General features: G+C 34.5%; 22 protein-coding genes and 3 pseudogenes. 6 read left to right on the forward strand and 19 right to left on the reverse strand.

What is annotated here, in order from left to right:
• Window positions 1–12 precede the first annotated feature (12 nt).
• The 8 genes from JEM49_RS07155 to rpsU form a co-directional block, all read right to left on the reverse strand.
• A complete protein-coding gene (locus tag JEM49_RS07155) occupies window positions 13–456 on the reverse strand; it encodes a GatB/YqeY domain-containing protein (protein ID WP_201874389.1) in 444 nt (147 codons plus the stop codon).
• Window positions 457–641: 185 nt separating this feature from the next.
• A complete protein-coding gene (locus tag JEM49_RS07160; protein WP_065990622.1) occupies window positions 642–965 on the reverse strand; it encodes a metal-sulfur cluster assembly factor in 324 nt (107 codons plus the stop codon).
• The gene (gene sufB, locus JEM49_RS07165; RefSeq protein ID WP_201874391.1) at window positions 965–2,368 is read right to left on the reverse strand and encodes a Fe-S cluster assembly protein SufB; all 1,404 of its coding nucleotides are present in this window, start codon (window positions 2,366–2,368) and stop codon (window positions 965–967) included. The genes JEM49_RS07160 and sufB overlap by 1 nt, the downstream gene beginning before the upstream one ends.
• Before the next feature lie 2 nt (window positions 2,369–2,370).
• On the reverse strand, window positions 2,371–2,811 hold the full coding sequence (gene sufU / locus JEM49_RS07170) for a Fe-S cluster assembly sulfur transfer protein SufU (RefSeq protein WP_191451660.1): 441 nt from the start codon (window positions 2,809–2,811) through the stop codon (window positions 2,371–2,373).
• Window positions 2,798–4,030: a SufS family cysteine desulfurase gene (locus JEM49_RS07175; RefSeq protein ID WP_201874393.1), complete on the reverse strand. Its 1,233-nt coding sequence runs from the start codon at window positions 4,028–4,030 to the stop codon at window positions 2,798–2,800. The genes sufU and JEM49_RS07175 overlap by 14 nt, the downstream gene beginning before the upstream one ends.
• A complete protein-coding gene (gene sufD, locus JEM49_RS07180) occupies window positions 3,996–5,219 on the reverse strand; it encodes a Fe-S cluster assembly protein SufD (RefSeq protein WP_013642036.1) in 1,224 nt (407 codons plus the stop codon). The genes JEM49_RS07175 and sufD overlap by 35 nt, the downstream gene beginning before the upstream one ends.
• Before the next feature lie 9 nt (window positions 5,220–5,228).
• Complete coding sequence (sufC, locus tag JEM49_RS07185; protein WP_056985023.1) at window positions 5,229–6,023, reverse strand: Fe-S cluster assembly ATPase SufC; 795 nt, start codon at window positions 6,021–6,023, stop codon at window positions 5,229–5,231.
• A 257-nt stretch (window positions 6,024–6,280) separates the two neighbouring features.
• A complete protein-coding gene (gene rpsU, locus JEM49_RS07190; RefSeq protein WP_002880182.1) occupies window positions 6,281–6,457 on the reverse strand; it encodes a 30S ribosomal protein S21 in 177 nt (58 codons plus the stop codon).
• A gap of 261 nt (window positions 6,458–6,718) precedes the next feature.
• Between rpsU and JEM49_RS07195 the strand changes: the two genes are divergently transcribed.
• The 4 genes and pseudogenes from JEM49_RS07195 (at window position 6,719) to JEM49_RS07210 (ending at window position 10,231) form a co-directional block, all read left to right on the forward strand.
• Complete coding sequence (locus JEM49_RS07195) at window positions 6,719–7,555, forward strand: pyruvate, water dikinase regulatory protein (RefSeq protein WP_025005640.1); 837 nt, start codon at window positions 6,719–6,721, stop codon at window positions 7,553–7,555.
• 182 nt (window positions 7,556–7,737) lie between these two features.
• Window positions 7,738–8,376 (forward strand): annotated as a pseudogene (locus JEM49_RS07200) (M23 family metallopeptidase).
• Between the two features lie 185 nt (window positions 8,377–8,561).
• The gene (locus tag JEM49_RS07205) at window positions 8,562–9,440 is read left to right on the forward strand and encodes a YitT family protein (protein ID WP_025005638.1); all 879 of its coding nucleotides are present in this window, start codon (window positions 8,562–8,564) and stop codon (window positions 9,438–9,440) included.
• 146 nt (window positions 9,441–9,586) lie between these two features.
• Window positions 9,587–10,231, forward strand: coding sequence for a temperature-sensitive replication protein (locus JEM49_RS07210; RefSeq protein WP_191450970.1), 645 nt, complete (start codon window positions 9,587–9,589; stop codon window positions 10,229–10,231).
• Between the two features lie 37 nt (window positions 10,232–10,268).
• On the opposite strand, the gene thrB is transcribed toward JEM49_RS07210, so the two are convergent.
• Entirely contained in the window at window positions 10,269–11,135 is an 867-nt protein-coding gene (gene thrB, locus JEM49_RS07215; RefSeq protein WP_056945524.1) for a homoserine kinase, read from the reverse strand.
• Window positions 11,136–11,151: 16 nt separating this feature from the next.
• Window positions 11,152–12,381, reverse strand: coding sequence for a homoserine dehydrogenase (locus tag JEM49_RS07220; protein WP_191450969.1), 1,230 nt, complete (start codon window positions 12,379–12,381; stop codon window positions 11,152–11,154).
• 116 nt (window positions 12,382–12,497) lie between these two features.
• On the opposite strand from JEM49_RS07220, the gene thrC reads away from it, so the two are divergent.
• Window positions 12,498–13,988, forward strand: coding sequence for a threonine synthase (gene thrC, locus JEM49_RS07225; RefSeq protein WP_087176052.1), 1,491 nt, complete (start codon window positions 12,498–12,500; stop codon window positions 13,986–13,988).
• A gap of 14 nt (window positions 13,989–14,002) precedes the next feature.
• On the forward strand, window positions 14,003–15,364 hold the full coding sequence (locus JEM49_RS07230; protein ID WP_025005635.1) for an aspartate kinase: 1,362 nt from the start codon (window positions 14,003–14,005) through the stop codon (window positions 15,362–15,364).
• Window positions 15,365–15,759: 395 nt separating this feature from the next.
• Here JEM49_RS07230 and JEM49_RS07235 read toward each other — a convergent pair whose 3' ends face one another.
• From JEM49_RS07235 to arcA, 9 genes and pseudogenes are all read right to left on the reverse strand, one after another.
• The gene (locus JEM49_RS07235) at window positions 15,760–16,416 is read right to left on the reverse strand and encodes a putative quinol monooxygenase (protein WP_087235471.1); all 657 of its coding nucleotides are present in this window, start codon (window positions 16,414–16,416) and stop codon (window positions 15,760–15,762) included.
• A 164-nt stretch (window positions 16,417–16,580) separates the two neighbouring features.
• A complete protein-coding gene (locus JEM49_RS07240) occupies window positions 16,581–17,126 on the reverse strand; it encodes a hypothetical protein (RefSeq protein ID WP_098036262.1) in 546 nt (181 codons plus the stop codon).
• Between the two features lie 68 nt (window positions 17,127–17,194).
• Window positions 17,195–17,800 carry a LysR family transcriptional regulator substrate-binding protein gene (locus tag JEM49_RS07245; protein ID WP_098036261.1) on the reverse strand — a complete coding sequence of 202 codons (606 nt, stop codon included), beginning with the start codon at window positions 17,798–17,800 and terminating at the stop codon, window positions 17,195–17,197.
• 2 nt (window positions 17,801–17,802) lie between these two features.
• Window positions 17,803–17,964 carry a hypothetical protein gene (locus JEM49_RS07250; RefSeq protein ID WP_087176048.1) on the reverse strand — a complete coding sequence of 54 codons (162 nt, stop codon included), beginning with the start codon at window positions 17,962–17,964 and terminating at the stop codon, window positions 17,803–17,805.
• An 18-nt stretch (window positions 17,965–17,982) separates the two neighbouring features.
• The gene (locus JEM49_RS07255) at window positions 17,983–19,149 is read right to left on the reverse strand and encodes a GNAT family N-acetyltransferase (RefSeq protein ID WP_191450965.1); all 1,167 of its coding nucleotides are present in this window, start codon (window positions 19,147–19,149) and stop codon (window positions 17,983–17,985) included.
• 127 nt (window positions 19,150–19,276) lie between these two features.
• Window positions 19,277–19,813, reverse strand: a complete 537-nt coding sequence (citX, locus tag JEM49_RS07260; protein ID WP_025005957.1) for a citrate lyase holo-[acyl-carrier protein] synthase — start codon at window positions 19,811–19,813, stop codon at window positions 19,277–19,279.
• Between the two features lie 16 nt (window positions 19,814–19,829).
• Window positions 19,830–20,762 (reverse strand): carbamate kinase, encoded by a 933-nt coding sequence (arcC, locus tag JEM49_RS07265; protein ID WP_201874399.1) that lies wholly within the window; start codon window positions 20,760–20,762, stop codon window positions 19,830–19,832.
• A 1-nt stretch (window position 20,763) separates the two neighbouring features.
• A pseudogene (argF, locus tag JEM49_RS07270) lies at window positions 20,764–21,804 on the reverse strand (ornithine carbamoyltransferase).
• A gap of 11 nt (window positions 21,805–21,815) precedes the next feature.
• Window positions 21,816–23,037, reverse strand: a pseudogene (arcA, locus tag JEM49_RS07275) (arginine deiminase).
• Window positions 23,038–23,137: the final 100 nt, after the last annotated feature.

The following is a 23,137-nucleotide window of genomic DNA, read 5'->3' on the forward strand; positions in this document are numbered from 1 at the left end:
TTACTACTAAACTTAGTTTAGTTGATCACGAACTGCTTGAGACGCAGCCTTACCATCGGCACGTCCCTTGATCTTTGGCATTAATGCTTTCATAACCTTACCAAAATCAGACTTGCCTTTGGCACCAACTTCATCAATCGTTTCCTTAACAGCAGATTCCAACTCGTCCTTGCTCATTTGTTTAGGCAAGTACTTTTCAACTACTGCTAATTCTTTCTTAGTTTCTTTCACTAAATCATCACGTTTAGCTTTAGCAAACTCTTCGATTGATTCTTCTCTTTGTTTCTTTTCGCGATTAAGAACAGTTAATTCTTCATCTGCATTCAAATCATGTCCCAACTTGATCTTTTCATTCATCAAAGCAGATTTGATCATGCGGACAGTGTTAAGAGTTGTCTTATCGTGATTCTTCATGGCTGTTTTCATATCAGTCATGATCTTATCTGACAAACTCAATTTATAATTCCTTCTTTCTATTAAAAACCCAATAATATTATAGCAAACTATGTACATAACTATTAAGTTTTCAACGGAATATATTGAAGTTTTTTGCATAAAAAGCAAATATTTTGTCTTATTTCAATGATTTATGTGCGGAAAGCAAAAAATCTCAGGAAAAAACCTGAGATTTACAATTTATTCTAAATATGAATGCCTAAAGTAAGTCTTGCAACTTGACTCATCATTTTAGGTGTCCATTGAGGATAGTAGACTAATTTAGCTTCACACTTTTCTACTCCATCAACTTGAAGTGCAGCTTTCTTAATCATATCTTGCAACAATTCAATAATCGGACATCCCATCGTAGTTAAAGTCCAATTAATATGGCAAACATTTTGATCATCAACTTCAACTGAATAAATCAAACCCAAATCAACTAAACTTACACCTAATTCAGGATCAATTACATTTTTTAAAGCATCATAGACTGCTTTTTCTTTTGGCAACAGACTTTCTTCACCCATTAGCCAATTGCTCCTTCCATTTGAAAACTGATCAAGCGATTAAGTTCTACAGCATATTCCATTGGCAATTGCTTAGTAAAAGGTTCTACAAAGCCCATAATAATCATCTCAGTTGCTTTTCTTTCTGGAATTCCACGACTTTCAAGATAATAAAGTTCTTCATCCGAAATTTTTGAAACTGTTGCTTCATGTTCCATTGCTACATTGGAATTTTCAATTGAATTAGTTGGAATCGTATCTGACGAAGACTTATCATCCATAATAATTGTATCGCATTCAACATGAGACTTAGAACCTGAAGAATTCTTACCAAATGTTACGCTACCACGGTAATCAGTTGAACCGCCACCTTTAGCAATTGATTTTGAAACGATTGAACTAGATGTATTAGGTGCATTATGAAGCATTCTTGAACCGGAATCTTGGTGAATGCCTTTATGAGCAACAGCAATTGAAAGCATAGTGCCACGTGCACCTTCCCCATTTAAATAAACACTAGGGTATTTCATGGTAACTTGGGCTCCCAAATTACCATCGACCCATTCCATCGTTGCATGACTAGCAGCTACTGCCTTTTTGGTTTCAAGACTATAAACATTATCCGACCAATTTTGAATAGTTGTATAGCGGCAATAAGCATCTTTTAAGACGTTCACTTCAACACCGGCTGCATGAAGAGAATCTGATGAATACTGCGGAGCAGTACATCCCTCAACGTAGTCAAGACTAGCTCCTTCATCAACGATAATTAAAGTTCTTTCGAATTGTCCTGAATTTTCAGCGTTCAATCTAAAGTAAGCTTGAATTGGAGTTGGTACTTTTACGCCTTTTGGCACATAAATAAAGGACCCACCGGACCATACAGCACAATTTAAAGCCGCAAATTTATTGTCCGTTGGCTTTACTAATTTACCAAAATACTTCTTAAACAATTCAGGGTATTTCTTTAAAGCTGTATCAGTATCCGTAAAGACAATCCCCATCTTGTCGAATTGTTCTTTCATGTTGTGGTAAACCATTTCTGATTCATATTGTGCACCAGATCCAGCCAGATACTTTCTTTCTGCTTCAGGAACACCTAACCGCTCAAAAGTTTCTTTAATTTCATCTGGCACATCGTCCCAATCACGATACTTTTTCTTTGTATATTTTTGATAGTAAAGCATATCGTCTAAATTCAAATCAGATAAATCAGGACCAAAATCAGGCATTGGCATCTTCTTATATATTTGATATGCCTTTAAACGGTAGTCGAGCATCCACTTAGGTTCATTCTTTTCCGCAGAAATCTTTCTAACAACTTCTTCAGTTAAACCACGTCCTGTAGAGTATTCCGGCTGAATATCATCATGAAAACCATACTGATATTCTTCATCTTTCACTATATCTTCTGCTTTAGTCATTTCTATCCTTTCTTAAGAAGTGCTTGTTCTAGTGCCCACCAGGAAATCGTGGCACATTTGATTCTGGCAGGAAATTGCATCACTTGTGTTAACACTGCCGCATCGCCTAATTTTTCTATCTCATCAGATGTGTGTTCTTTTCCAATTGCAAGGTCTGAAAAGATTTTCGTCATTTCTAATGCCTCAGAAACGCTTTTATCTTTAACACTTTGAGTCAACATACTAGCCGAAGCCTGACTAATCGTGCATCCCGAACCCGTAAAAGATACATCTACGATTTTCTCATTCTGTACCTTTACAAAAATATTAACCGTATCGCCGCAACTTGGGTTATGGACAGTTTGCATTGCTGTAGCCTCCTTCATCTCTTTTTTATTACGGGGATGACTACCATGATCAAGAACCAGAGCTTGATAGAGAGTACGTAAATTATTTAGTCCCATTGAAAAACTCCTCTGTTTCCGAAATACCTGCAATTAATTGATCAATGTCTTCCTTATTATTATAAAAACTAAGGCTAGCTCTTACTGTAGATTCAACACCTAATCTACGCATCAAGGGCTGAGCACAATGATGTCCCGCTCTTACCTCGATCCCTTGCATATCAAGTGCTGTAGCCACATCATGAGGATGAATATTTTTCAAATTAAATGAAAACACCCCTGTATGGTTTTCTTTTGGGCCATAAATAGCGATAAAATCTAATTTCTTTAATTTTTGCATCAAATACTTGCTTAGCTCTTTTTCATAAGATTGGATCTCATTCATACCAATATTTTGCAAATAGTCAATAGCATAGCCTAAGCCAACTGCACCAATTATGTTAGGCGTCCCTGCTTCAAATTTTTGCGGCAAATCCGCCCATATTGCATCGTATTTAGTTACATTACTGATCATTTCACCGCCCAAACGATATGGTGGCATTTGATTTAATAAATTCTTTTTACCATATAAAACACCGATCCCTGTTGGTGCGAGCATTTTATGACCAGAAAAAGCATAGAAATCTGCGTCCATCTTTTGAACATCAACTGGGAAATGACTCACGGCTTGTGCACCATCTACTACCACTACAGCTCCAACTTGATGAGCTATCTTAATTACTTCCTCAATAGGATTCATCATTCCTAATATATTAGAAGCATGGGCAATTGCCACAATTTTAGTCTTGGCGGTTATCTTTTTCTTGACATCATCCAAATCCAGAGTCTGACTTTCAGTCAAATCAATATATTTAAGGATGGCACCTTTTCTTTTCGCCAATTGTTGCCATGGTAAGAGATTAGAATGATGCTCCATTATGGTTAACACAATTTCATCCTGTTCATGAATGTTTTGTTCGCCGTAAGTTGCAGCTACCAAGTTCAAACTATCTGTACAACCACTAGTAAAGATTATCTCATTTGTATCAGCCGCATTAATAAAGCTCGCAACTTTCCCTCTGGCCTCTTCATATTGCTTAGTTGCATTAAAGCCTAAAGTGTCAACACTTCGGTGCACGTTAGCATATGAAGTTTGATAAAAACTGTTGATTTTATGCAAAATTGGCACAGGCATTTGCATGGTAGCGGCATTATCCAGATAAGCTAATCTATTGCCATTAATCTTTTGTTTTAAAATAGGAAAATCATTTCTTATTTTTGTAATAGCTTCTTTGTCCATTAATCAATTTTCTTTCCAAAATTGCGAGCATTCGATCCTTTACTTTTCCCTTAGGAATGGCACCAAGTACTGGATCTAAAAAGCCATGGATAACCATTCTTTCAGCTTGAGCGTAAGGAATGCCGCGACTCATTAGATAATTCATCTGAATTGGATCAACCGGGCCAACACTAGCCGCATGCGCTGCAATAACGTCATTTTCATCAATCAACAAAAGTGGGTTAGCATCCCCTTGTGCCGTATCAGACATCATCAAAACACGATTTTGTTGATCAGCTTTTGATCCATGCGCTCCGTGAACAATTTGGCCAATTCCATTAAAAATCAATCTAGAATCTTCAAGCAAAACTCCGCGTTGATTAATTAAGCCGGTTGAATGAGGTCCACGATTAATTACTCGGTTATTGACCGCAACTTTTTGATTTCCAGTCGTAATAGCAATTGCTTTTGAATAAGCATAACTGCCTTCACCTAGAAGTTCTGAAGCTAAATCTCCGACTGTGTTACAGTCATTCATAAAAGCAACATTCCATTCAATATGAGCATCTCGCGCCAAATTAGCGCGGCGATTGAAGTAAAGTGTAGTATTTTCTTCCATTTCATCAAGCGAAGAAAATTCAACGTTGCTTCCAGCCACAGCCTGAACTTCAACAACTAAATTGGCTAAATTTTTCTCATGACCAACTGTAGACAGATGCTGGATAAACTTAGCTTTACTATTTTTGCCAACCACAATTACAATGTGTGAAATTAAAGCACTTTTGCTCATACTATTTTGGACAAGTTCAATTTCAATTGGTTCCTGTATTTCGACATTATCAGGAATATATAAGAAAAGGCCGTTGTTCATAAAAGCAGTATTGTATGCTAGCAACTTATCTTCATTAAAATGAGAAACTGAATTTAAATATTTTTGCACTAGCTCAGGATATTGCTTACTAGCCTCGAATATATCTTGGCAAATGACTTTATTTTCTTCTAACTCTGAATTATCGCTAATTTTTAAAGCAGACTGTTCTAAAGCAAAGTCATTGTTAACAGTTAGTGGCCAATCTGAGTACTTAAATTGCTGCATCTTAGGTAGTAGCAATTTTTCAATTAAATTAAAAGCTTCTAAGCGCTCATTAATAAGCCAATCAGGGTCGTTATATTTTGAACTTAGTTCTTGAAAAGTAGTTTTAGAAAACATTTTTATCCCCTAATCTTCATCAACCAATTTAATATCAAGACCTAGTTCATCACGAAGACCTGCATAACCTTCTTGTTCAAGCTTTTTAGCCAAATCAGGGCCGCCGTCTTTCACAACTCTACCGTCCATCATGACGTGAACCACATCTGGAACGATATAATTTAATAATCTTTGATAGTGAGTAATCATTAGGGCACCAAAATTATCACCGCGCATGGCATTTACACCGCGTGAGACGACACGAAGCGCATCGATATCAAGACCTGAGTCAATTTCATCAAGAATGCCAAAAGTTGGCTTAATCATTAACATTTGCAATATCTCATTACGCTTTTTCTCACCACCGGAAAAGCCTTGATTAAGATATCGTTCAGTCATTGAATCATTCATATCAAGTAAAGCCATGTTCTTATTAAGCTCTTTAATGAAATCCATGACAGGAATAGGATCATCTTTAGGTCGACGTGCATTAATTGCTGCACGAAGGAATTCAGCGTTTGTAACTCCAGGAACTTCAGCTGGGTATTGCATTGCTAAAAAGAGTCCTTTTCTAGCCCGTTCATCGACTGCCATATCAAGAACATTTTCACCGTTTAACAAAATTTGACCTTCAGTAACACGATATTTAGGATTGCCCATGATTGTTTCAGATAAAGTTGATTTACCTGTACCATTTGGTCCCATAATGGCGTGGATCTCGCCTGTATGCATAGTAAGATTTACGCCTTTTAAAATTTTCTTGTAGGCTTTTTTTTCTTCGTCTTTAACTTCAACATGTAAATTTTTTATCTCTAAAGTTGCCATTTTATCTCCCGAATTCTAAAAAAATACATCTCTAACGTTAACGCTAATTGGAATTGTTTTTAAGACTTGACTTTTAAAAAATATTTGCTTCACCTACAAGATATAGTGAGCACTGGCAACTTTGATATCTACATATAGTTATTAACTCATTTGATAAAAAAACACAGTATCGAAATACCAATTATTTCAATACTGTGTTTATCAAATATTTTTGAAAATAAAAAGCTCACCCATTCCCGGGTGAGCTTTTCAGATTATTAATAATGTCTACGCTTGCGTGCAGCTTCTGACTTCAATTTTCTACGAACACTTGGTTTTTCGTAGAATTCGCGCTTGCGGTATTCTTGTAAGGTACCACTTCTTGAAACGGAACGCTTGAAACGACGAAGAGCATCATCAATAGACTCGTTTTCGTGAACGATTGTCTTAGCCATGTGTGATCCCTCCTTCCATTTCTTGGCGTTACGCCATACATTTACTTAAATTATACCAAACAAATCTTAAGGGTCAATACATTCTTATAATATTTTTTATAAAATCCGGGATATTTTTAAGCCCTTACATTTTATCAGTTTTATTTAGCCTTAAATTTAAATCTAATCATTCTATATAATTGTTACATGTTAGCTTAACGAATTTCATTGTTAATCCGCTTTCATTAATAGTATAATTATTTCAGAAAGAGGTGCTATTATATGGCAGAAACAAAAGACCAAAATGAAGTAAATATCATCATTATTTCAGATGCCGCTGGTGATACTGCATTCAGCAACGCTACTGCTGCTGCTGCCGAATTTCCAAAGGCCCAAATTAATTATCGTCGTTATCCATTTATTACTAGCAAGGATAAACTTGATGAAGTCTTGGAGGAGATCGAAAAATATCCTAATTTAGTGATCATTTATAGTTTAGTAAAAGATGAGATGCAAATGCCCGTAATTAAATTTGCACGTGAGCATAACATTCAATGCGTTGACATCTTTTCACCAGTAGTTGAGGCAATTCAACAAACTACTCATATGACTCCTGATCAAAAGATCGGAGCACAACACAGCTTAAACCAAAAGTACTTTGACAGAATTTCTGCAATGGAATTTGCCGTAATGTACGATGATGGTAAAGATCCAAAAGGATTCTTAGAAGCAGATGTAGTGTTACTTGGGGTATCACGTACTTCAAAGACTCCACTTTCACTATTCTTAGCTAACAAGAATTTAAAAGTTGCTAACTTACCTTTAGTTCCAGAAACTCATATTCCAAAGGAAATCTACGAAATCGATCCTAAAAAGATTATCGGTTTAACCAATGACCCATCTGTTTTAAACGAAATCAGACGTCAAAGAATGATTGCTTATGGTCTAAACCCTGATACTACTTACTCCAACATGGATTCAATCAACAAGGAACTTGAATCAGCTCAAGAACTTTACAAGAAGCTAGGCTGTTACGTAATCAATGTTGCTCACCGTTCAATTGAAGAAACAGCAGCTCTTATTCTGGAACACTTGGGCATTGATGACTATGCAAAATAATCAGATAACTAAATAATTTCAAATCACTCTTGAAGTTCTTTCAGAGTGATTTTCTTTTGGACTAATTTTAACTTATATACGTTAGAAAGAAATTTGTAACTATCTCGTAAAACAAATGCGCTACAATAGTCTAGATCATATAGAGAGGATAAATAATCAGGCGCAACCTGAAATTACTATAGATGAAATTTCGTAAAACAATTATTACTTTATTGGGGACAGTTTTAGTAGGTTCAAGTTTTAATATTGCAAATGTCGTGTCTGCAGACACAGCGGAAGACTCTTCCCTTGCAGTCACTACATAAAATGTTAAAGAAAAGAAAACATATAAATGGTGCTATCCATTCAAAGCTTGTGAAAAACATGGCGTGCGTCCAATGTTTAAAGCTCAAACTTTTGGTATGACTGATTATATGCGTTCTTCTAACCCACCTTATTATTTTCATGATGGTTGGGACTTTGGTTATTCTGAAGTTGGACGTTCTAACGTTTATGCTATTCACGCAGGTACTGTTAAAAAAGTTGCTTACGGTAGCGGACTTGGTTGGTTCATTTGGGTAATCAGTCCTGATAAATACGTTGAAGTTTACCAAGAAGGATTTACTAAAAAGAAAGACATTTACGTTAAGAAAGGTCAAAAGATTAAAGCCGGTCAAAAGATTGGCAAAATGACCGGCTCTCATTTACATTTAGGATTAACTAAAACCAACAAAGATTACATTAATAAACATGGTTTCCCATGCAAAAACTGGAACGTTGATAATGGCACTTGGCTAAATCCTATTAATGTAATCAAAAAATATTATAATGAAAAGAAATAGTACTTAACATAATCACGGATATTCAAAGTAAAAATTTCTATACTCGGCAAATAAAATATTTGTAGTATAGGAATTTTTTATTGGTCCCTGACACAACTTTTGTTAAACTTAGTATATCATTCATTAAACATAATTTCGTTGTACAAATGTTGCATAATATTTGTCGCAACTAAAAAGGAACATATATGGATCAATTAGATAAATTTAACAGACGCTATAATTTTCTTTCAAAATTATCTGCTGCTTTCTTTTATTCAATTGCTGTTGCTATTGCATTGAATTTTTTCTGGACACCTGGACACATGTATTCATCCGGGATCACAGGATTTGCTCAGTTAATCAACACAGTCAGTGAACGTTATCTTCCCTTCACATTAACAACATCATTTATGTACTTTATATTGAACTTTCCATTATTCATTTTGGCATGGTTCAAAATTGGTCATAAATTTACATTTTTTACTATTGTAGCCGTTGTTTTAGGTTCGTTCATGATGCATTGGATTCAGCCATGGCAAATGCGTCTAGACCCACTTGTCTGTGCCATCTTCGGTGCTTCAATTAATGGTATCGGTACAGGTTTAGCACTTAAAAATGGAATTTCAACCGGTGGTTTAGATATTATCGGAATTGTCATCAGACAAAAAACTGGGATTAGCTACGGTAAATTCAATATCTTTATCAATCTAATCATTATTGCCGCTGCTGGTTACATGTTCGGTTGGACACGTGCTTTATACTCCGCCTTAACAATTTTTATCAATGGCCGAGTAATCGATGCTGTCTATACGCAACACCAGAAGATGCAAGTAATGATTGTAACTCAGCATCCCCAACATATTATCGATGGTATTCAAAGCCGGATGCACCGCGGGATAACTATTTTGCATGATGCTGAAGGTGCATATAGCCATATTGAAAAGACTGTTTTGATCACGATCATCGATCGTTACGATATGTATGACATTCGTCAAATTGTTCAAAAAGCAGATCCATATGCCTTTATGAGCGTAAGTGAAGTTGAGAAGGTCTATGGACGCTTCAAGGAGCAAGAGATTGTTTAAATACAATTTATTAATAAGCCTATATTGGTTAGATATCGCCAATGTAGGCTTATTTTATTTATTCAATTTCTTCAAAAGTTTGCCCCTTTTCTGCCGCTTCATTTAATTAAAGTTTATAATTTAGTTAAATAGAAAGGCGGATTTCGATGAGTTCATATTATCAATTAGTTTGGCGAGAAAATGAGTTAGAGTCTTATCCTACAGATAAGCTAAACTTTATTTTCAATATTATTAATCGTCCCTTCCCCGTTAGTTACAGACAGCTATATCCTAGTAGAATCGAATGGCAAAAAGCTGTTAAAAAACACGAAGATTTAATTAAAAGAGTTAAAAATATTATCTTAAAACGTAGCGATGCTCATGATATAAGGCAGGCATGGCTCAAGCACCATCGTGAACAAGCAGATACTACTAATGGCTTTACAATTGAACAATTAGCTAACAAATTACCTCACATGGCTAATCAACTTGGTGCATTTATGGAAATTGAAAATATTGAAATAAAATATTTTGATGATGACTTTAAACCTAGATACGATCTCTCCGATTTTCAAGATATTACTATAGATAATTACCCAAGTAGCGGCTTCAAGAAAAATGGCATGACCAAAGAAGCTTTTCTTAAACTTTATCCTCAAGTTCCAGAAAATAAATTAGATGAAGTTCTAGATATAGCCGATTGTGAATTAGAAAAAGAAGATAATACTGTAGTTATTCCATATTGGTACGCTGTCAATGCCAAACGAGTACTTGTAGACGGCGATTCATTTATCGAAACTTTCGATAATTAAAAAATGACCTTGATTTTAGTTAATCAAGGTCATTTTATTAATCTTCAATTATTTGGACGCCATTATTATCTGGTTTAAGTACTAATGTCTTATCTTTTAATCCGTGTTTTCTCAAACCTGATAAAAAGCCTTTAACATGTTCATCTTCAATCCAGGTCATAATCGTTGAACCTGCACCACTTAAATATGTTGCTAAAGCATGCTTTTGATGTGCAACCTCACGGACTTGCAAAAGCTCTGGTACAAGCCGTTCACGATACTTTTCATGAAAAACATCATTTTCCATGAGCTCGCCTGCCATTTGATACTCTTGTGTAAATAAGCTTGCTACCAGAGTATTAGCAATAGCTGAACCATGTGTAGCTGTCTTAAAATCCAGATGTTCAGGCAAAACATTACGTGATTTCTTTGTAGGCAAATTATATTCCGGCACATAAGCCACCAAAGAGAAATTAGGCAACGGTGCTTTAATAGTATCAAAATGATTGTCAATTTCCGTTCCAATAATTAAACCACCTAAAATTGTTGGCGCAATATTATCTGGATGGCCCTCAATTTTTGCTCCAATTTGTACTTTTTCTTTATCTGACAAATTTAACTTACCAAAATGATTAGCCAATTCAATTCCTGCAGCAATTGCACTAGAGCTGCTTCCTAAGCCATGCGCTAATGGAATATCACTTTTTACTCGTAAATGAAGAGGTTGCAATCCTGGATAAACTGTTAAAGCCGTTTTCACAATTAAATTATTTTCATCATGGGGAATATCTGGCATCACATGATCCACCTGAAAATGATCAGAGATGTTTAATACTTCCACTTCTAAATAAAGCGATACGGCCATACCTAAAGAATCGAAACCCGGTCCTAAATTGGCAGTTGAAGCTGGTGTCTTAATAATCATTTTTATAACTCCTCCATTATAAAATCTTATATTTGGCCATTAGTTTTACATTAGCAGCGCTCAATTTCTCTAATTGCAGTTGATTAATAGCCTTAGTTATTACGATAGTTCTATCCTCTATTTGCTTTAATTCTTGAATCTCTATCCCTAATTCATCAAGAATATTAGTCAAATGAGCAACTTTTTCTTGTTTAAACGATAAATAATATGGATTTTTAATATCTTTAGTAATAATCAAAGAATCTTTACTAGAAAATCGGTTGAATAATTGGCCATTAGTTTTATTAACCAGATTTTTAACTTCACTAACAATATCATTCATAACCGAATTGGCAGTGGCTAAACTACCTGCTCCCGGTCCGGTTAATAATGCCGTTCCCAAATTTCGACTTTTAATTTGTAAAGCATTAATCTCATTTTCTATATTTGCCATTAAGCTATCTGCAGGCAAAAGACACGGAGCAACTTCTACAAATAATTTATCCGCCACCTTTTTAGCAATGCCAATTAGCTTAATCGGATATCCCAATTCTTTAGCTTGTTGCAAATCAAAGTCTTGTAAATGGTCTATTCCCTCAACATTGAAATCAGTAATCTTAACATGTGCACCAAAAGCAAATTGACACAACAAAATCATTTTATATGCAGCATCTTTACCTGTGACATCATTAGTTGGATCTGCTTCCGCAAAACCCAGTTCTTGCGCATGTTTCAAGGCAGTTTCGTAGCTTAGTCCCTTTTTATTCATTTGCGACAAAATATAATTTGTTGTGCCATTAACAATACCTTGAATTTCTAAAATATGGTCTCCAACATAAGAATCACTTAATGTTCGTAAAATCGGGATGCCTCCAGCAACACTTGCATCATACATTAAGTCACAACGATTATCTTGGGCCAGTTTAATTAATTCCGTTCCAAAAGCAGCCATCAGATCTTTATTAGCGGTTACTACATTCTTACCGGCACGCAATGCCTCACTAATATATTCTTTTGCGGGATGTAATCCACCCATCAATTCTGCCACGATTTCAATTTCGGGATCGCTTAAAATATCATTAAAATCAGTAATTATATTAACTGAATGTGCAAATTTTTGATACTTTTCTTTATTTCGAACGAGGGCTTTTTTAACAACAATCTTTTGCCCACTTGTCTGTTCAATTTTTCCATTATCACTTTTTATAATGTCTAAAATACCAGAACCTACTGTTCCTAACCCAAGTAACGCTATTTTTATTGTCATCTTTATCTATCACTCTTTTTTAATTCTTTTCTTATTTTTTATGATTGTAACATATGGTAAAAACAAGTTACAATGTTTAATATATTAATTAAGACTTAAGAATAGGAAGATGCTTTATGAAATATCGTAGTACTCGAGGTTCAAAAGAAAATACGTTAAATTCAGCTGCCGCTATTATTCAAGGCTTAGCGCCAGACGGTGGCTTATATGTTCCAACAGATTTTCCTCATGCAAATTTTAAATTAGAAGATTTGCCAAAATTATCTTATAAACAAATAGCTGCAATGGTAATTAGTTTGTTTTTTGATGATTATTCCAAAGAACAGATTCAAAGCGCTGTACTTAATGCATACAGTGAACAATGGGATGATCGCAGCATTGTTCCGATTGAAAAGCATGATCATAACTTCTACATGGAATTATTCCACGGACCAACTCTTGCCTTTAAAGATATTGCTTTGCAAATGTTGCCGCAATTAATGACACGTGCTGTGCAAATCGAAAAAATTGATCGTGACATTATTATCCTGACTGCAACCTCTGGAGACACGGGGACCGCTTCTATGCGTGGTTTTGCCAATCAACAAGGTACTAACGTTATTGTCTTTTATCCTGAAGGTGGCGTTAGTCCAGTTCAACTTCGTCAGATGCTTAGTCAACACGGAGACAACCTCCAAGCAATCGCTATTAAAGGCAATTTTGATGATGCACAAACCGAAGTAAAGAAAATCTTCAATGATACTAAATTTAAGACTCAGTTGAATAAAAATGGCTATCAATTCTCTTCAGCCAACTCAATGAATATTGGTCGTCTTGTACCACAAATCTCATACTATCTTTATACATATGGTCAATTAGTACGCAGACAAGAAATTAAATTAGGTGATCAGATTAACTTTTCTGTACCTACTGGCAATTTTGGAGATATTTTAGCAGGTTATTATGCTAAAAAACTAGGTTTGCCAATTAAGAAACTAATTTGTGCTTCAAATGAAAATAATGTACTGACTGATTTCTTTAAAAATGGTGAATATGACCGTCGTCGCAAATTCCATTTGACCAATGCACCTGCAATGGATATCTTAGTTTCCAGCAATCTTGAGAGACTATTATTTGACCTTTACGACGGCGACCATCAACAAATCAATAGTTTAATGAATCAATTAACTCAACGCGGCCACTATCACATTAGTGATGACATCCTTTCAAAACTTCAGGACATTTTTGCAGCTGATTTTGCGACGGAAAGACAAGTAGTTAAAGAAATTAACCGCATCTACAATTATGATCGCTACGTCATCGATCCCCATACCGCTGTTGGCTCATATGTTGCTCATCAATACCAAGAAAAAACTGGTGATACGACTCCAATGGTAATTGTTTCAACCGCAAGTCCATATAAATTTCCAGAAACAGTGTATGAAGCTATCACAGGACGCGTTTGTCCTCAAACAGGTATTGCCGCAATTAAAAAGCTCTACGAGGAATTAGGCGGTCAATTATCGATTGGCGTGCGAACATTATTTGATCGTAAACCAAGCTTAGAAAAAGTAATCGATCCACAAAATATGGAATTAGTAATTAGTTCAATTTTAGACTTAAAATAATTCGAGGGAAAAATATGAAAGTTGTAAAATTTGGTGGTTCATCGCTTGCTACAGGCAACAACGTAGATAAAGCGTTAAAAATCATTAAAGATGATCCAGAACGTAAAGTAATTGTGGTTTCTGCACCTGGTAAAAGAAATGACGATGATATTAAAGTAACTGATCTATTAATTACATACGCCTATGCTAGTTTAAGAAGCAACAATTACAATGATATCGCTAATAAAATTTTCAAGCGTTATGAATTAATTGCTCAATATTTTAATCTACCTGAAAAAGAACTAAGCGAAATTAAGCGACTGCTATTAACTTTACCTCAACTCGATTATCCGAATGCTGACTATAGAATGGCTGCTTTTAAAGCACATGGCGAACGCCTAAATGCCATGTTAATTACTAAAATCCTTAACCATCAAGGGATCAAAACTCGTTTTTTAGAACCTAAAGATGTTGGTTTGATAGTTACTGGTACTCCTAATAATGCAGAGGTTAATCCTGAGACATATGTAAATTTGAAAAGAATTAAATTAAATAAAGACGAGCGAATTATTTTCCCAGGTTTTTATGGTATTACTCCGTCAGCACATATTGCCACATTTTCACGGGGAGGTTCTGACATTACTGGTGCCATTCTAGCTCGTGGATTTAATGCAGATTTATACGAAAACTTTACTGATGTTGATGCCATTTTCTCCGCAAATCCTAATATCATTGACCATCCTAAGCCTATTAAAAAAATGACCTACCAGGAAATGCGAGAATTATCATATGCCGGTTTTTCCGTTTTTCATGACGAAGCTTTGATTCCTGCCATTCAAGGAGAAATTCCAGTTAACGTTAAAAATACAAATGCTCCAGAAAAGCCCGGTACTTTAATTGTACCAGAAGAAGGATTCACAGCTAAAAAGACGATAACCGGCATCGCTGGTGGCAAAAATTTTGCAGCTCTTTATTTAAGAAAATACATGTTGAATAAGGGCGCTGGTTTTACTCTAAAATTAATGGAAATCTTTAATCGACACCACGTCTCTTACGAACATATGCCCTCTGGGATTGATGATTTAACTGTAATTTTTAAGAAGGATGCATTAAATGACCAATTAATTGACGTGATTTGCAATGAAATTCAAACTAGTTTGAATCCAGATCAAATGCAGTGGATTGATGATTATGCTATTACAATGGTCGTTGGTGAAGGGATGAAAGATAAACTAACCCTTTGTGCCAGTCTTCTTTATCCTCTTGGTAAAAAAGATATTTCTATTCAAATGATTAACCAAGGTGCATCACAAATTTCAATTATGATTGGCACTAGACGTAAAGATGAAGAAGCAGTTATTAAAACCATTTACGAAAACTTTATCGCTGAAGATTAGTTTACATAATCATGATTACGTAATTGTATATCAACTTTAAACAAAAAAGCCAATCATTTACTTTTAGTAAATAGATTGACTTCGGGAATAGCATTAGACTTGACTCTAATACAATTTTACTTGGTAAGTTTAATTTTGCATAGTCCTATTCTTAATCATTCTATTAATTTTTCAATATAAATTCTTAAGATTTGATTGTTACATTATAGATAACTTATTGAAAGGAAAATAATATTGATTAAATTAATAATTATTGCAGCTACTTTGGCAACTGCAGGGATTATGGCTATTAGTTCTACATTAGTTAATAAACCTCTTCCCGTTAAAATAAGAAATCATAATAATCGTAGATAATTTAAAAGCAAGCTATTTCAATCAAATAACTTGCTTTTTTGTTATGGTCTATAAAAAATTTCTCCCTGATCTACTATACAGTCAGGCTTAAGCAAATGTAGTCCCTTACTTTCTACGGAATACTTAGTAGCTTCAAGATACTTTTTAAAATGCTTGGTCTTTAGATGCTTTTCATATGCTTCTTCAGTCCGGTATACCTCTAGTGAAAACCATTCATTAGGTTGATTCATAATAGTACCGGCAATCATAGCCAAAATTCCATCTTCTTTTTCAACCGCAGTTTTCATTTCTTTCATTACCGCATTGGCAAATTCATCACCTTTGCCCAATTGTACACCAATTTCGGTTAAATAAACCACGTAATCATTGTCGTGCGTAACAGCTAAATTTTCAGGTTTAGTTGAGATAAATTCAGGATATAATTCAACTTTAACTTGACTAGTCACAATATCTTTCAGATTATGTTCAAATTGTTGAACCTGACTTGTATCTTCGTGTTGTTGATAAGCAGCATCATCTTGGTAGCTTTCGATCAAGTAGTTCTTATATTCTTTTTGATCTTCATGACCACTCTGCATAAACAAGGCATGATCGGCATTTAACATATACTCTTCTACTTTTTGAGTATAATTTTCATGATTTTTTGGATCTATTTCTAATCTAAATAAATTTAAAACAGGTGCCTTTTCTAATTTCATTTTTCTTTCCTACCAATTTTAATTTTTATTGATATTATATGCTATTTTCACAAAAAGTGACTACCAAAATTAACTTAACATAATTTATTTAATTTGAAGTAAAATACCATTAAAAAATGCTTCAAATCTTTTCGTGATCGAAGCATTTTCTTATTATTCAAATTTTACAAATGATAGTCTACTTTTTTAAACTTATAATTTTTCATTTGTTTAGCTAATTTTTTGCTTCTGTAGTAATTACCACCATCATATCTGCTTGAATATAGCAAAACATTATGTTTTTTACCATTAATTTTTTGCGGCATTACTCTATAAAGGCTCCAATTTTCAAAACTAATCCATGGATTAATTTCATAAAATAGATGATTTTTCATCTTAGTCGTTTGGCCCGACATCCAATTTTTAGTTACATGATCAAAATCGGTTTGATTTTGGATATTACCATTAAAGTAATCACTAATAATCGATTTATCTTGAGTGTAAATAATTTTTCCATTAACCGTATGTGCAGTAAAAGTAATTTTTCTACCATTATGAGCGTTACGGTCATATGAATACCATGTACCTTGCATCTTTTTAGGCACTGTAATAATTGCTCCATTACCATAAGTATTATCAGTGGCATTTACATGAGTTGTTAATACACTCAAGCCTAAAGCCAATACCATTGCAGATAAAGGCAATAACTTTCTTATTAGCATAAAAATCATCTCCAGTTGTAAAATTATGGATTCGCTTTCATTACTAATTCTACAGCATTTTGTTACTTAAAGATAGATTAATATAATTTTTGAACTAATGAAATGAAATCTTTAATTTTGGCATCTTCATTTGTATAGAAGGCTGCGATTTTTTGCCACATTTGTTGTCCATTAGACAATAAAAATAATTGCTGCAAAGTATCATTACTGATCAAACCAGCAGTCGCTTCATTCATCAAGAAATATCCTGATCCAGAGGCTACTAATAATGCTGCTTCTTCTACAGAATTTGAAGCAATAAATGGACTTTGAATCTGATAAATATCCTTAAATAAATGAAGTTCTGCGGCCTCTTCTTCTGGTTTAGCGACAATAAAACAAGTTAAATCAACTAAATCATCTTTATTAATCATCTGGATACCGCTAGGATAACTACCCTTTTGTAGAATAGCCATGACAGCTTTTTGACCTAAGATTTGTGAATTAAAATCAACCTGTTCATCCCGCAGATCATTAATTGCTAAATCAACATCTTGCTCAGCTAGTTTATCAAAGACTTCATCATGTCCCATACCAATTAGACTAATTTTTATATTAGGATATTTTTGCGTAAACTGGTCTACAACTCGATCTAAATCTTTTCTACCAAGCTGGTTAAAATATGCTATTTTTAATGTTTTCATAGTTAATCTTCATCCAAGGGAGCATGACCTTCGTCAGCTATCTGCTTTTTATCTTTTCTAATTTGGTACTTATTGAGCATGATCAGCAGCGAAATAACCACATTTATCCCACTAATCACTACGCTTAAAAATTTTAGTAATCTAACTTTCTTTTGCTTACTCATTTTTAATGCCTTCTTTCCTTAAAAATAATCATAAAATGAAACTTTGCCTTTTACAAAATCTAACTTTTTAATACGATAATTTGTTATTAGACCCAATTCAATAGCAGCCTTTAAAGTTAAACGGCCTAAAAGAACTTGGGTCCATGCGGTGATTGGCCCAGAAAAATCAACTAATTCATCTTCTTTACGCTCACACGTAACTTCACGATTGTGATTATTCAATTGCCAAACGCCAATATTCCAAGGACATTGATCATCATAATTAACTTCAATGTTAAAAGTACCTTCTTGCAGTGGCCGCATGCATGACAAAACTTTTTGAAAATCAATAATTCTACTCATCATATATGGATGAAGTTGAATGTCTAATTCATTCTGTTCTGGGAAAAGCTCGGCCAATAATGATTTCTCAGGTAGCATCATACAAAACTCTTTAACTGAACCTATATGAGATGCCATAAAGCCTAATATGCTTGATAATCCTTGAGGGGTAATTGAATATAATTCATCTGCCATAAAGCAATTATCAACTATCCGATAAATCAAGTAACTCATTGGACGACCGGCATTATCAAAATAAACCGCAATATCTCGATGATGGTAGTAACTATCTAATCTATTCCACCACCAAGCTTCTCTAATAATAGTATTTCTCTCGTCATCAGTATGTAATTGACGTTCATATAACTGAATTACGCCATTTTGAACAATCAAATCACCCCATTTTCCGCGAATCACCTTACCCTTACGAGGTAATTTAAAGGAAGCTAAAGCATCCCCAGAAAAGCGATATTCTTTTTGATAAATACTATTGCTAAAGCCATAATGACGATAAAAATCTTCTGAAAAAGGAGCTAAATTTGCCACCAGAATTTTATTTTCATGCAAATCATGAATAACTTCTTCCATTAATTTAGAAATATGGCCCCGTCCTCTACATTCAGGATAGGATGATACATAGCCAATCCCAGCTATTGGAACATGATGACCAAATATTTCACCCTTAAATTGATTTACCATCATATAACTAGTCAATTTTCCTTGATCAAAATATCCATATCCATCACTATGATCATACCGACTCATAAAATTGGCATCTGTAGTTAAATCAGAATCTTTTAAAAAAGCGTATTCAATCAATGAAGCAATTTGTTTTAAATTGTCTTGGTTTTTCTTTAATTTCATAATTTTCCTTATAAAAATATACTGTCTTAATAATCTTACTTATATTTTAGATCATTTTATGTGTTTTTCGTTAGCTTTTCTTAAGATTTAGATGAAAAAACGGGATGAATATACCTGTCATCCCGTTTTACTTATTAACATACTTGGTATATAAACTAGAAATATACTTTTGCATTTCCTGTACTGAATGTCGACGTGATCGTGCACATTCTTTAGCAGGACGATCACATAAGTAGCAACGGCGACTTGCATAATTTAATTCTTTACGTGAAATCGCAGGTCTGCCTTTAACTAGTACGTCGGCATCGAATAATCGACCAACCGAACTATTCTCTTCAAATGAAATAGTCGATAATTTAACCTTCTTGCTAGATTCCTGCAAAATATAAAAATTTTCACATCCAGCATCAATATTCAATGCTTTTACCAATCGATAATTATAATTTTTATCCTGCCACTCTTTTTCTAATTGCTTGATTCCATAATTAAACAGTTCAATCAAATATTGATTATTCTTAATTGGACCCGGAATATTTAAATTAATATCAACTAACGTAGTATCGGGATATTTTTGAAAAATCTTTTGTTGTAAAGCTACACGATAATCCTTTGCAGCTAACACTTGAGCAATATCTTGCGGATTTCCTTCTTGAAAAATATTCATTATTATCTCACCGCAATTAATTATAAACGATTGTACCTACTCCATCATCAAGTTTACTTGCATTTCTTAAAGAAGTAATGATTGCAGTATTTCCTGTTTTCTCTACGAAATTAATGACAGCTTCAATTTTAGGTTTCATGCTACCTGCTGCAAATTGACCAGCTTCTAGATACTTCTTTAGTTGATCTACTTTTACTTTTCCAATAGGAGCTTGATCAGGCTGATTATAGTTCACATAAGCATTATCAACAGTAGTCAAAATAACTAACTCATCTGCTTGAATATCTTCAGCTAATTTTGCGGCACTAAAATCTTTATCAATTACTCCTGCTACCCCTTGCAAATTATTATCCTTTATTACTACAGGGATGCCGCCACCTCCCGCAGCAATTGGGACAAATTTACTCTTCAGTAAAGTATCAATAACTGGTGCATTAATAATCTTGACGGGCTTTGGGGATGAAACTACTTGCCGGTAACCTCGACCTGCATCTTGCTTATAACTATATTCAGGATGATAGATTTTTTGTTTCTGCATTTCATTAAAAGTATAAAACGGGCCAATTGGCTTAGTAGAATTCTTGAAAGCCGGATCATTAGCATCAACTATTATCTGAGTGATTAGGGCAACGGCTTGATGTGGATAGTCGGTATGCTTAAATTGATCATCTAAAGCCTTTTGCATCCAATAACCAATACTGCCTTGAGTCATTGCGACTACGGTATCAAGTGGCATTGCAGGATTATCTTTGCTAGAGCCTTTATATTGCTGCAAAAGCAAATTACCAACTTGTGGTCCATTACCATGAACAATCGCTACTTGATCTCCCTTTTCAATCATTTTAGCAACGACTTTTATTGTCTTTTCCACTTGCTTTTCTTGAGCAGCTGCACTATTATCACCTGCTTGAATAGCATTGCCACCCAAAGCTACAACTATTCTTTTCATTTTATTTACTTCCTTCATTAACTGATGGAATAAATAAATTGCCTAAAGTAGCGGCCATTATTGCTTTGATAGAATGCAATCTATTTTCCGCTTCAGTAAATTGCCAAGCGTATTGAGAGTTAAAGACTTCATCAGTAACTTCCATTTCACTTAAACCATACTTTTCATAAATTTCTTCGCCAACTTTAGTAGTGCGATCGTGAAATGCTGGTAAACAGTGCATAAAGATCAATTGATCATCTGGAGTTCCCGTCATTTGCATCATTTTCATTGTGACCGTATAAGGCTTTAATAACTTAATTCTCTCGCTTCAGTCATTTTCACCCATTGATACCCAGACATCAGTGTAAATAATATTGGCTCCTTTAACGCCTTTTTCAATGTCATCAGTAATCAAATTCTTAGAACCAGAATCTTGGGCAAAATCCTGCGCAATCTTTTGTACATCTGGATGAGTAAACAAAGGCTTTGGCGTAACTATGTGGACGTTAACTCCCAACATACTTCCAGCTACTAAAAGACTGTCGGCAACGTTATCGCGGCCATCTCCTACATAAGCTAAAGTAAGCCCCTTTAGGTGACCAAACTTTTCTTTAATGGTCATAAAGTCGGCTAACATTTGCGTTGGGTGCCATTTATCGGTCAATCCGTTCCAGACAGGTACACCAGAATACTTGGCCAGGTCTTCTACATCCTTTTGAGCAAAGCCACGATATTCAATACCATCAAACATACTGCCCAAAACTTTTGCAGTATCTTCAATGCTTTCTTTTTTACCTAAGTGAATTTCACCAGCACCCATATATTCAGGATTTACGCCTAAGTCATTGCAAGCAACAACAAAGGCTGAGCGCGTTCTTGTTGAAGATTTTTCAAATAAAAGAGCTATATTCTTGCCCTTTAAATATTCGTGAGGAATATTTTCTTTCTTTAGTTCCTTTAAATGAAGTGCAAAATCAATTAAGTAATTAATCTCTGCTGGAGTATAATCCTTGCATTTTAATAAACTTCTACCTTGAAAAACGTTTTATAAATATTTCATTTTTCTGCCTCTTACAAATCTTCACGAACAAGTGGACATGACATGCATCTTGGTCCTCCGCGACCACGAGAAAGCTCACTTGAATGAATCTTATGAACTAAAATGCCATGTTTTCTTAACAAATCATTTGATACATAATTACGATCATAAGTAACGACTTCACCTGGTGCAATAGCCAAGGTATTTGAGCCGTCATTCCATTGTTCACGAGCAGCCGCAATCGGATCACCATTGCCAGTCGGAATTAAGTCAATCTCTGATACGTGTAAGTATTTCTTTAAAACTTTAACCAAATCATTTTCTGGCGTAATTTTAACCTCACCATGATCGTCTTGCTCTAAAACATAAATATCAATTTTCCCTGCTTTATCTAAAATAAAAGGATGAACGGTGAATTGATCATAATTAATCATTGTAAAGACCGTGTCTAAGTGCATCATAGCATGATTGTACGGTATTTTGATTGCTAAAATTGTGTCATAACTAGAATGACCAAAAAGACTATGAGCAAGATCGGTAATGGCAGCTGCTGAAGTTCTTTGAGAAATACCAATCGCTAAAACATGATTGTTCAAAACTAATTCATCGCCGCCCTCTAAGCGCCCATGAGTATAACGATCTCGCCAGACAGGAATATTGGCATCTTTAAATTTGGGATGATGCTTCAATATAGCTTCCATAAATAAAGATTCACGTCTTCTAGCTCTAAATGTCATCCTATTAATAGTCATGCATTGCCGCTTGTTGATCACGGGTAAAATATACATTTGGCATCGGATCTAAGTAAAATGGATAATCTGGATCTTCAGCTAGATCGGCTAATGAAGGTGTTATATTTTGTATTTCATTTTTTCTAATTCCAGCAATTATCTGTTTAACCATGTCATTTACTGGCAAGGCCATTAAATAATCCATTAACAGTTGATGTAATGGATCTTCTTTTTTGATGTTAGATTCTTCTAATAATTGATCTACAAATTTCGTGCGGACATCTTTATTAGTCAAAGATTGTGCTAATAAATCTTCTAAATAAACGACATGAACTCCCTGTTTTTCCAAAGTATGGGCAAAATAATCATGTTCTTTTTGTGCAATTTTCAAATACGGAATATCATCAATTAACATCCGATTTAAAATATCCGGTGAAAGATTTTCTAATTCTTTTCCTGGCCGATGTAACATAACTGTTTTCAATTTGCCAATTTCGGAATAAACATGAATTAAGTCAGTCATTATACCGTCTCCTTGTATCCGCTTACAATAATTATGGATCAATTAGTTACAAGTTACAATCTTAAAGGCTTAAAGCATCAATTATTCTTTTCATTAATGG

The sequence above is a fragment of the Lactobacillus sp. A27 genome (assembly GCF_016742815.1).
Classification (GTDB): domain Bacteria; phylum Bacillota; class Bacilli; order Lactobacillales; family Lactobacillaceae; genus Lactobacillus; species Lactobacillus gallinarum.

What these genes read in the sequence shown, in the direction of transcription:
- sufC (WP_056985023.1), bottom strand. Translation starts at nt 6,023, where the DNA reads ATGGCAACTTTAGAGATAAAAAATTTACATGTTGAAGTTAAAGACGAA.
- citX (WP_025005957.1), bottom strand. Translation starts at nt 19,813, where the DNA reads ATGAATATTTTTCAAGAAGGAAATCCGCAAGATATTGCTCAAGTGTTA.
- JEM49_RS07230 (WP_025005635.1), top strand. Translation starts at nt 14,003, where the DNA reads ATGAAAGTTGTAAAATTTGGTGGTTCATCGCTTGCTACAGGCAACAAC.
- JEM49_RS07210 (WP_191450970.1), top strand. Translation starts at nt 9,587, where the DNA reads ATGAGTTCATATTATCAATTAGTTTGGCGAGAAAATGAGTTAGAGTCT.
- JEM49_RS07220 (WP_191450969.1), bottom strand. Translation starts at nt 12,381, where the DNA reads ATGACAATAAAAATAGCGTTACTTGGGTTAGGAACAGTAGGTTCTGGT.
- thrC (WP_087176052.1), top strand. Translation starts at nt 12,498, where the DNA reads ATGAAATATCGTAGTACTCGAGGTTCAAAAGAAAATACGTTAAATTCA.
- sufB (WP_201874391.1), bottom strand. Translation starts at nt 2,368, where the DNA reads ATGACTAAAGCAGAAGATATAGTGAAAGATGAAGAATATCAGTATGGT.
- JEM49_RS07205 (WP_025005638.1), top strand. Translation starts at nt 8,562, where the DNA reads ATGGATCAATTAGATAAATTTAACAGACGCTATAATTTTCTTTCAAAA.
- sufD (WP_013642036.1), bottom strand. Translation starts at nt 5,219, where the DNA reads ATGTTTTCTAAAACTACTTTTCAAGAACTAAGTTCAAAATATAACGAC.
- JEM49_RS07245 (WP_098036261.1), bottom strand. Translation starts at nt 17,800, where the DNA reads ATGAAAACATTAAAAATAGCATATTTTAACCAGCTTGGTAGAAAAGAT.
- JEM49_RS07250 (WP_087176048.1), bottom strand. Translation starts at nt 17,964, where the DNA reads ATGAGTAAGCAAAAGAAAGTTAGATTACTAAAATTTTTAAGCGTAGTG.
- JEM49_RS07160 (WP_065990622.1), bottom strand. Translation starts at nt 965, where the DNA reads ATGGGTGAAGAAAGTCTGTTGCCAAAAGAAAAAGCAGTCTATGATGCT.
- arcC (WP_201874399.1), bottom strand. Translation starts at nt 20,762, where the DNA reads ATGAAAAGAATAGTTGTAGCTTTGGGTGGCAATGCTATTCAAGCAGGT.
- JEM49_RS07175 (WP_201874393.1), bottom strand. Translation starts at nt 4,030, where the DNA reads ATGGACAAAGAAGCTATTACAAAAATAAGAAATGATTTTCCTATTTTA.
- JEM49_RS07255 (WP_191450965.1), bottom strand. Translation starts at nt 19,149, where the DNA reads ATGAAATTAAAGAAAAACCAAGACAATTTAAAACAAATTGCTTCATTG.
- JEM49_RS07195 (WP_025005640.1), top strand. Translation starts at nt 6,719, where the DNA reads ATGGCAGAAACAAAAGACCAAAATGAAGTAAATATCATCATTATTTCA.
- JEM49_RS07240 (WP_098036262.1), bottom strand. Translation starts at nt 17,126, where the DNA reads ATGATTTTTATGCTAATAAGAAAGTTATTGCCTTTATCTGCAATGGTA.
- rpsU (WP_002880182.1), bottom strand. Translation starts at nt 6,457, where the DNA reads ATGGCTAAGACAATCGTTCACGAAAACGAGTCTATTGATGATGCTCTT.
- thrB (WP_056945524.1), bottom strand. Translation starts at nt 11,135, where the DNA reads ATGATTATTAAGACACCAGCTTCAACTGCCAATTTAGGACCGGGTTTC.
- sufU (WP_191451660.1), bottom strand. Translation starts at nt 2,811, where the DNA reads ATGGGACTAAATAATTTACGTACTCTCTATCAAGCTCTGGTTCTTGAT.
- JEM49_RS07235 (WP_087235471.1), bottom strand. Translation starts at nt 16,416, where the DNA reads ATGAAATTAGAAAAGGCACCTGTTTTAAATTTATTTAGATTAGAAATA.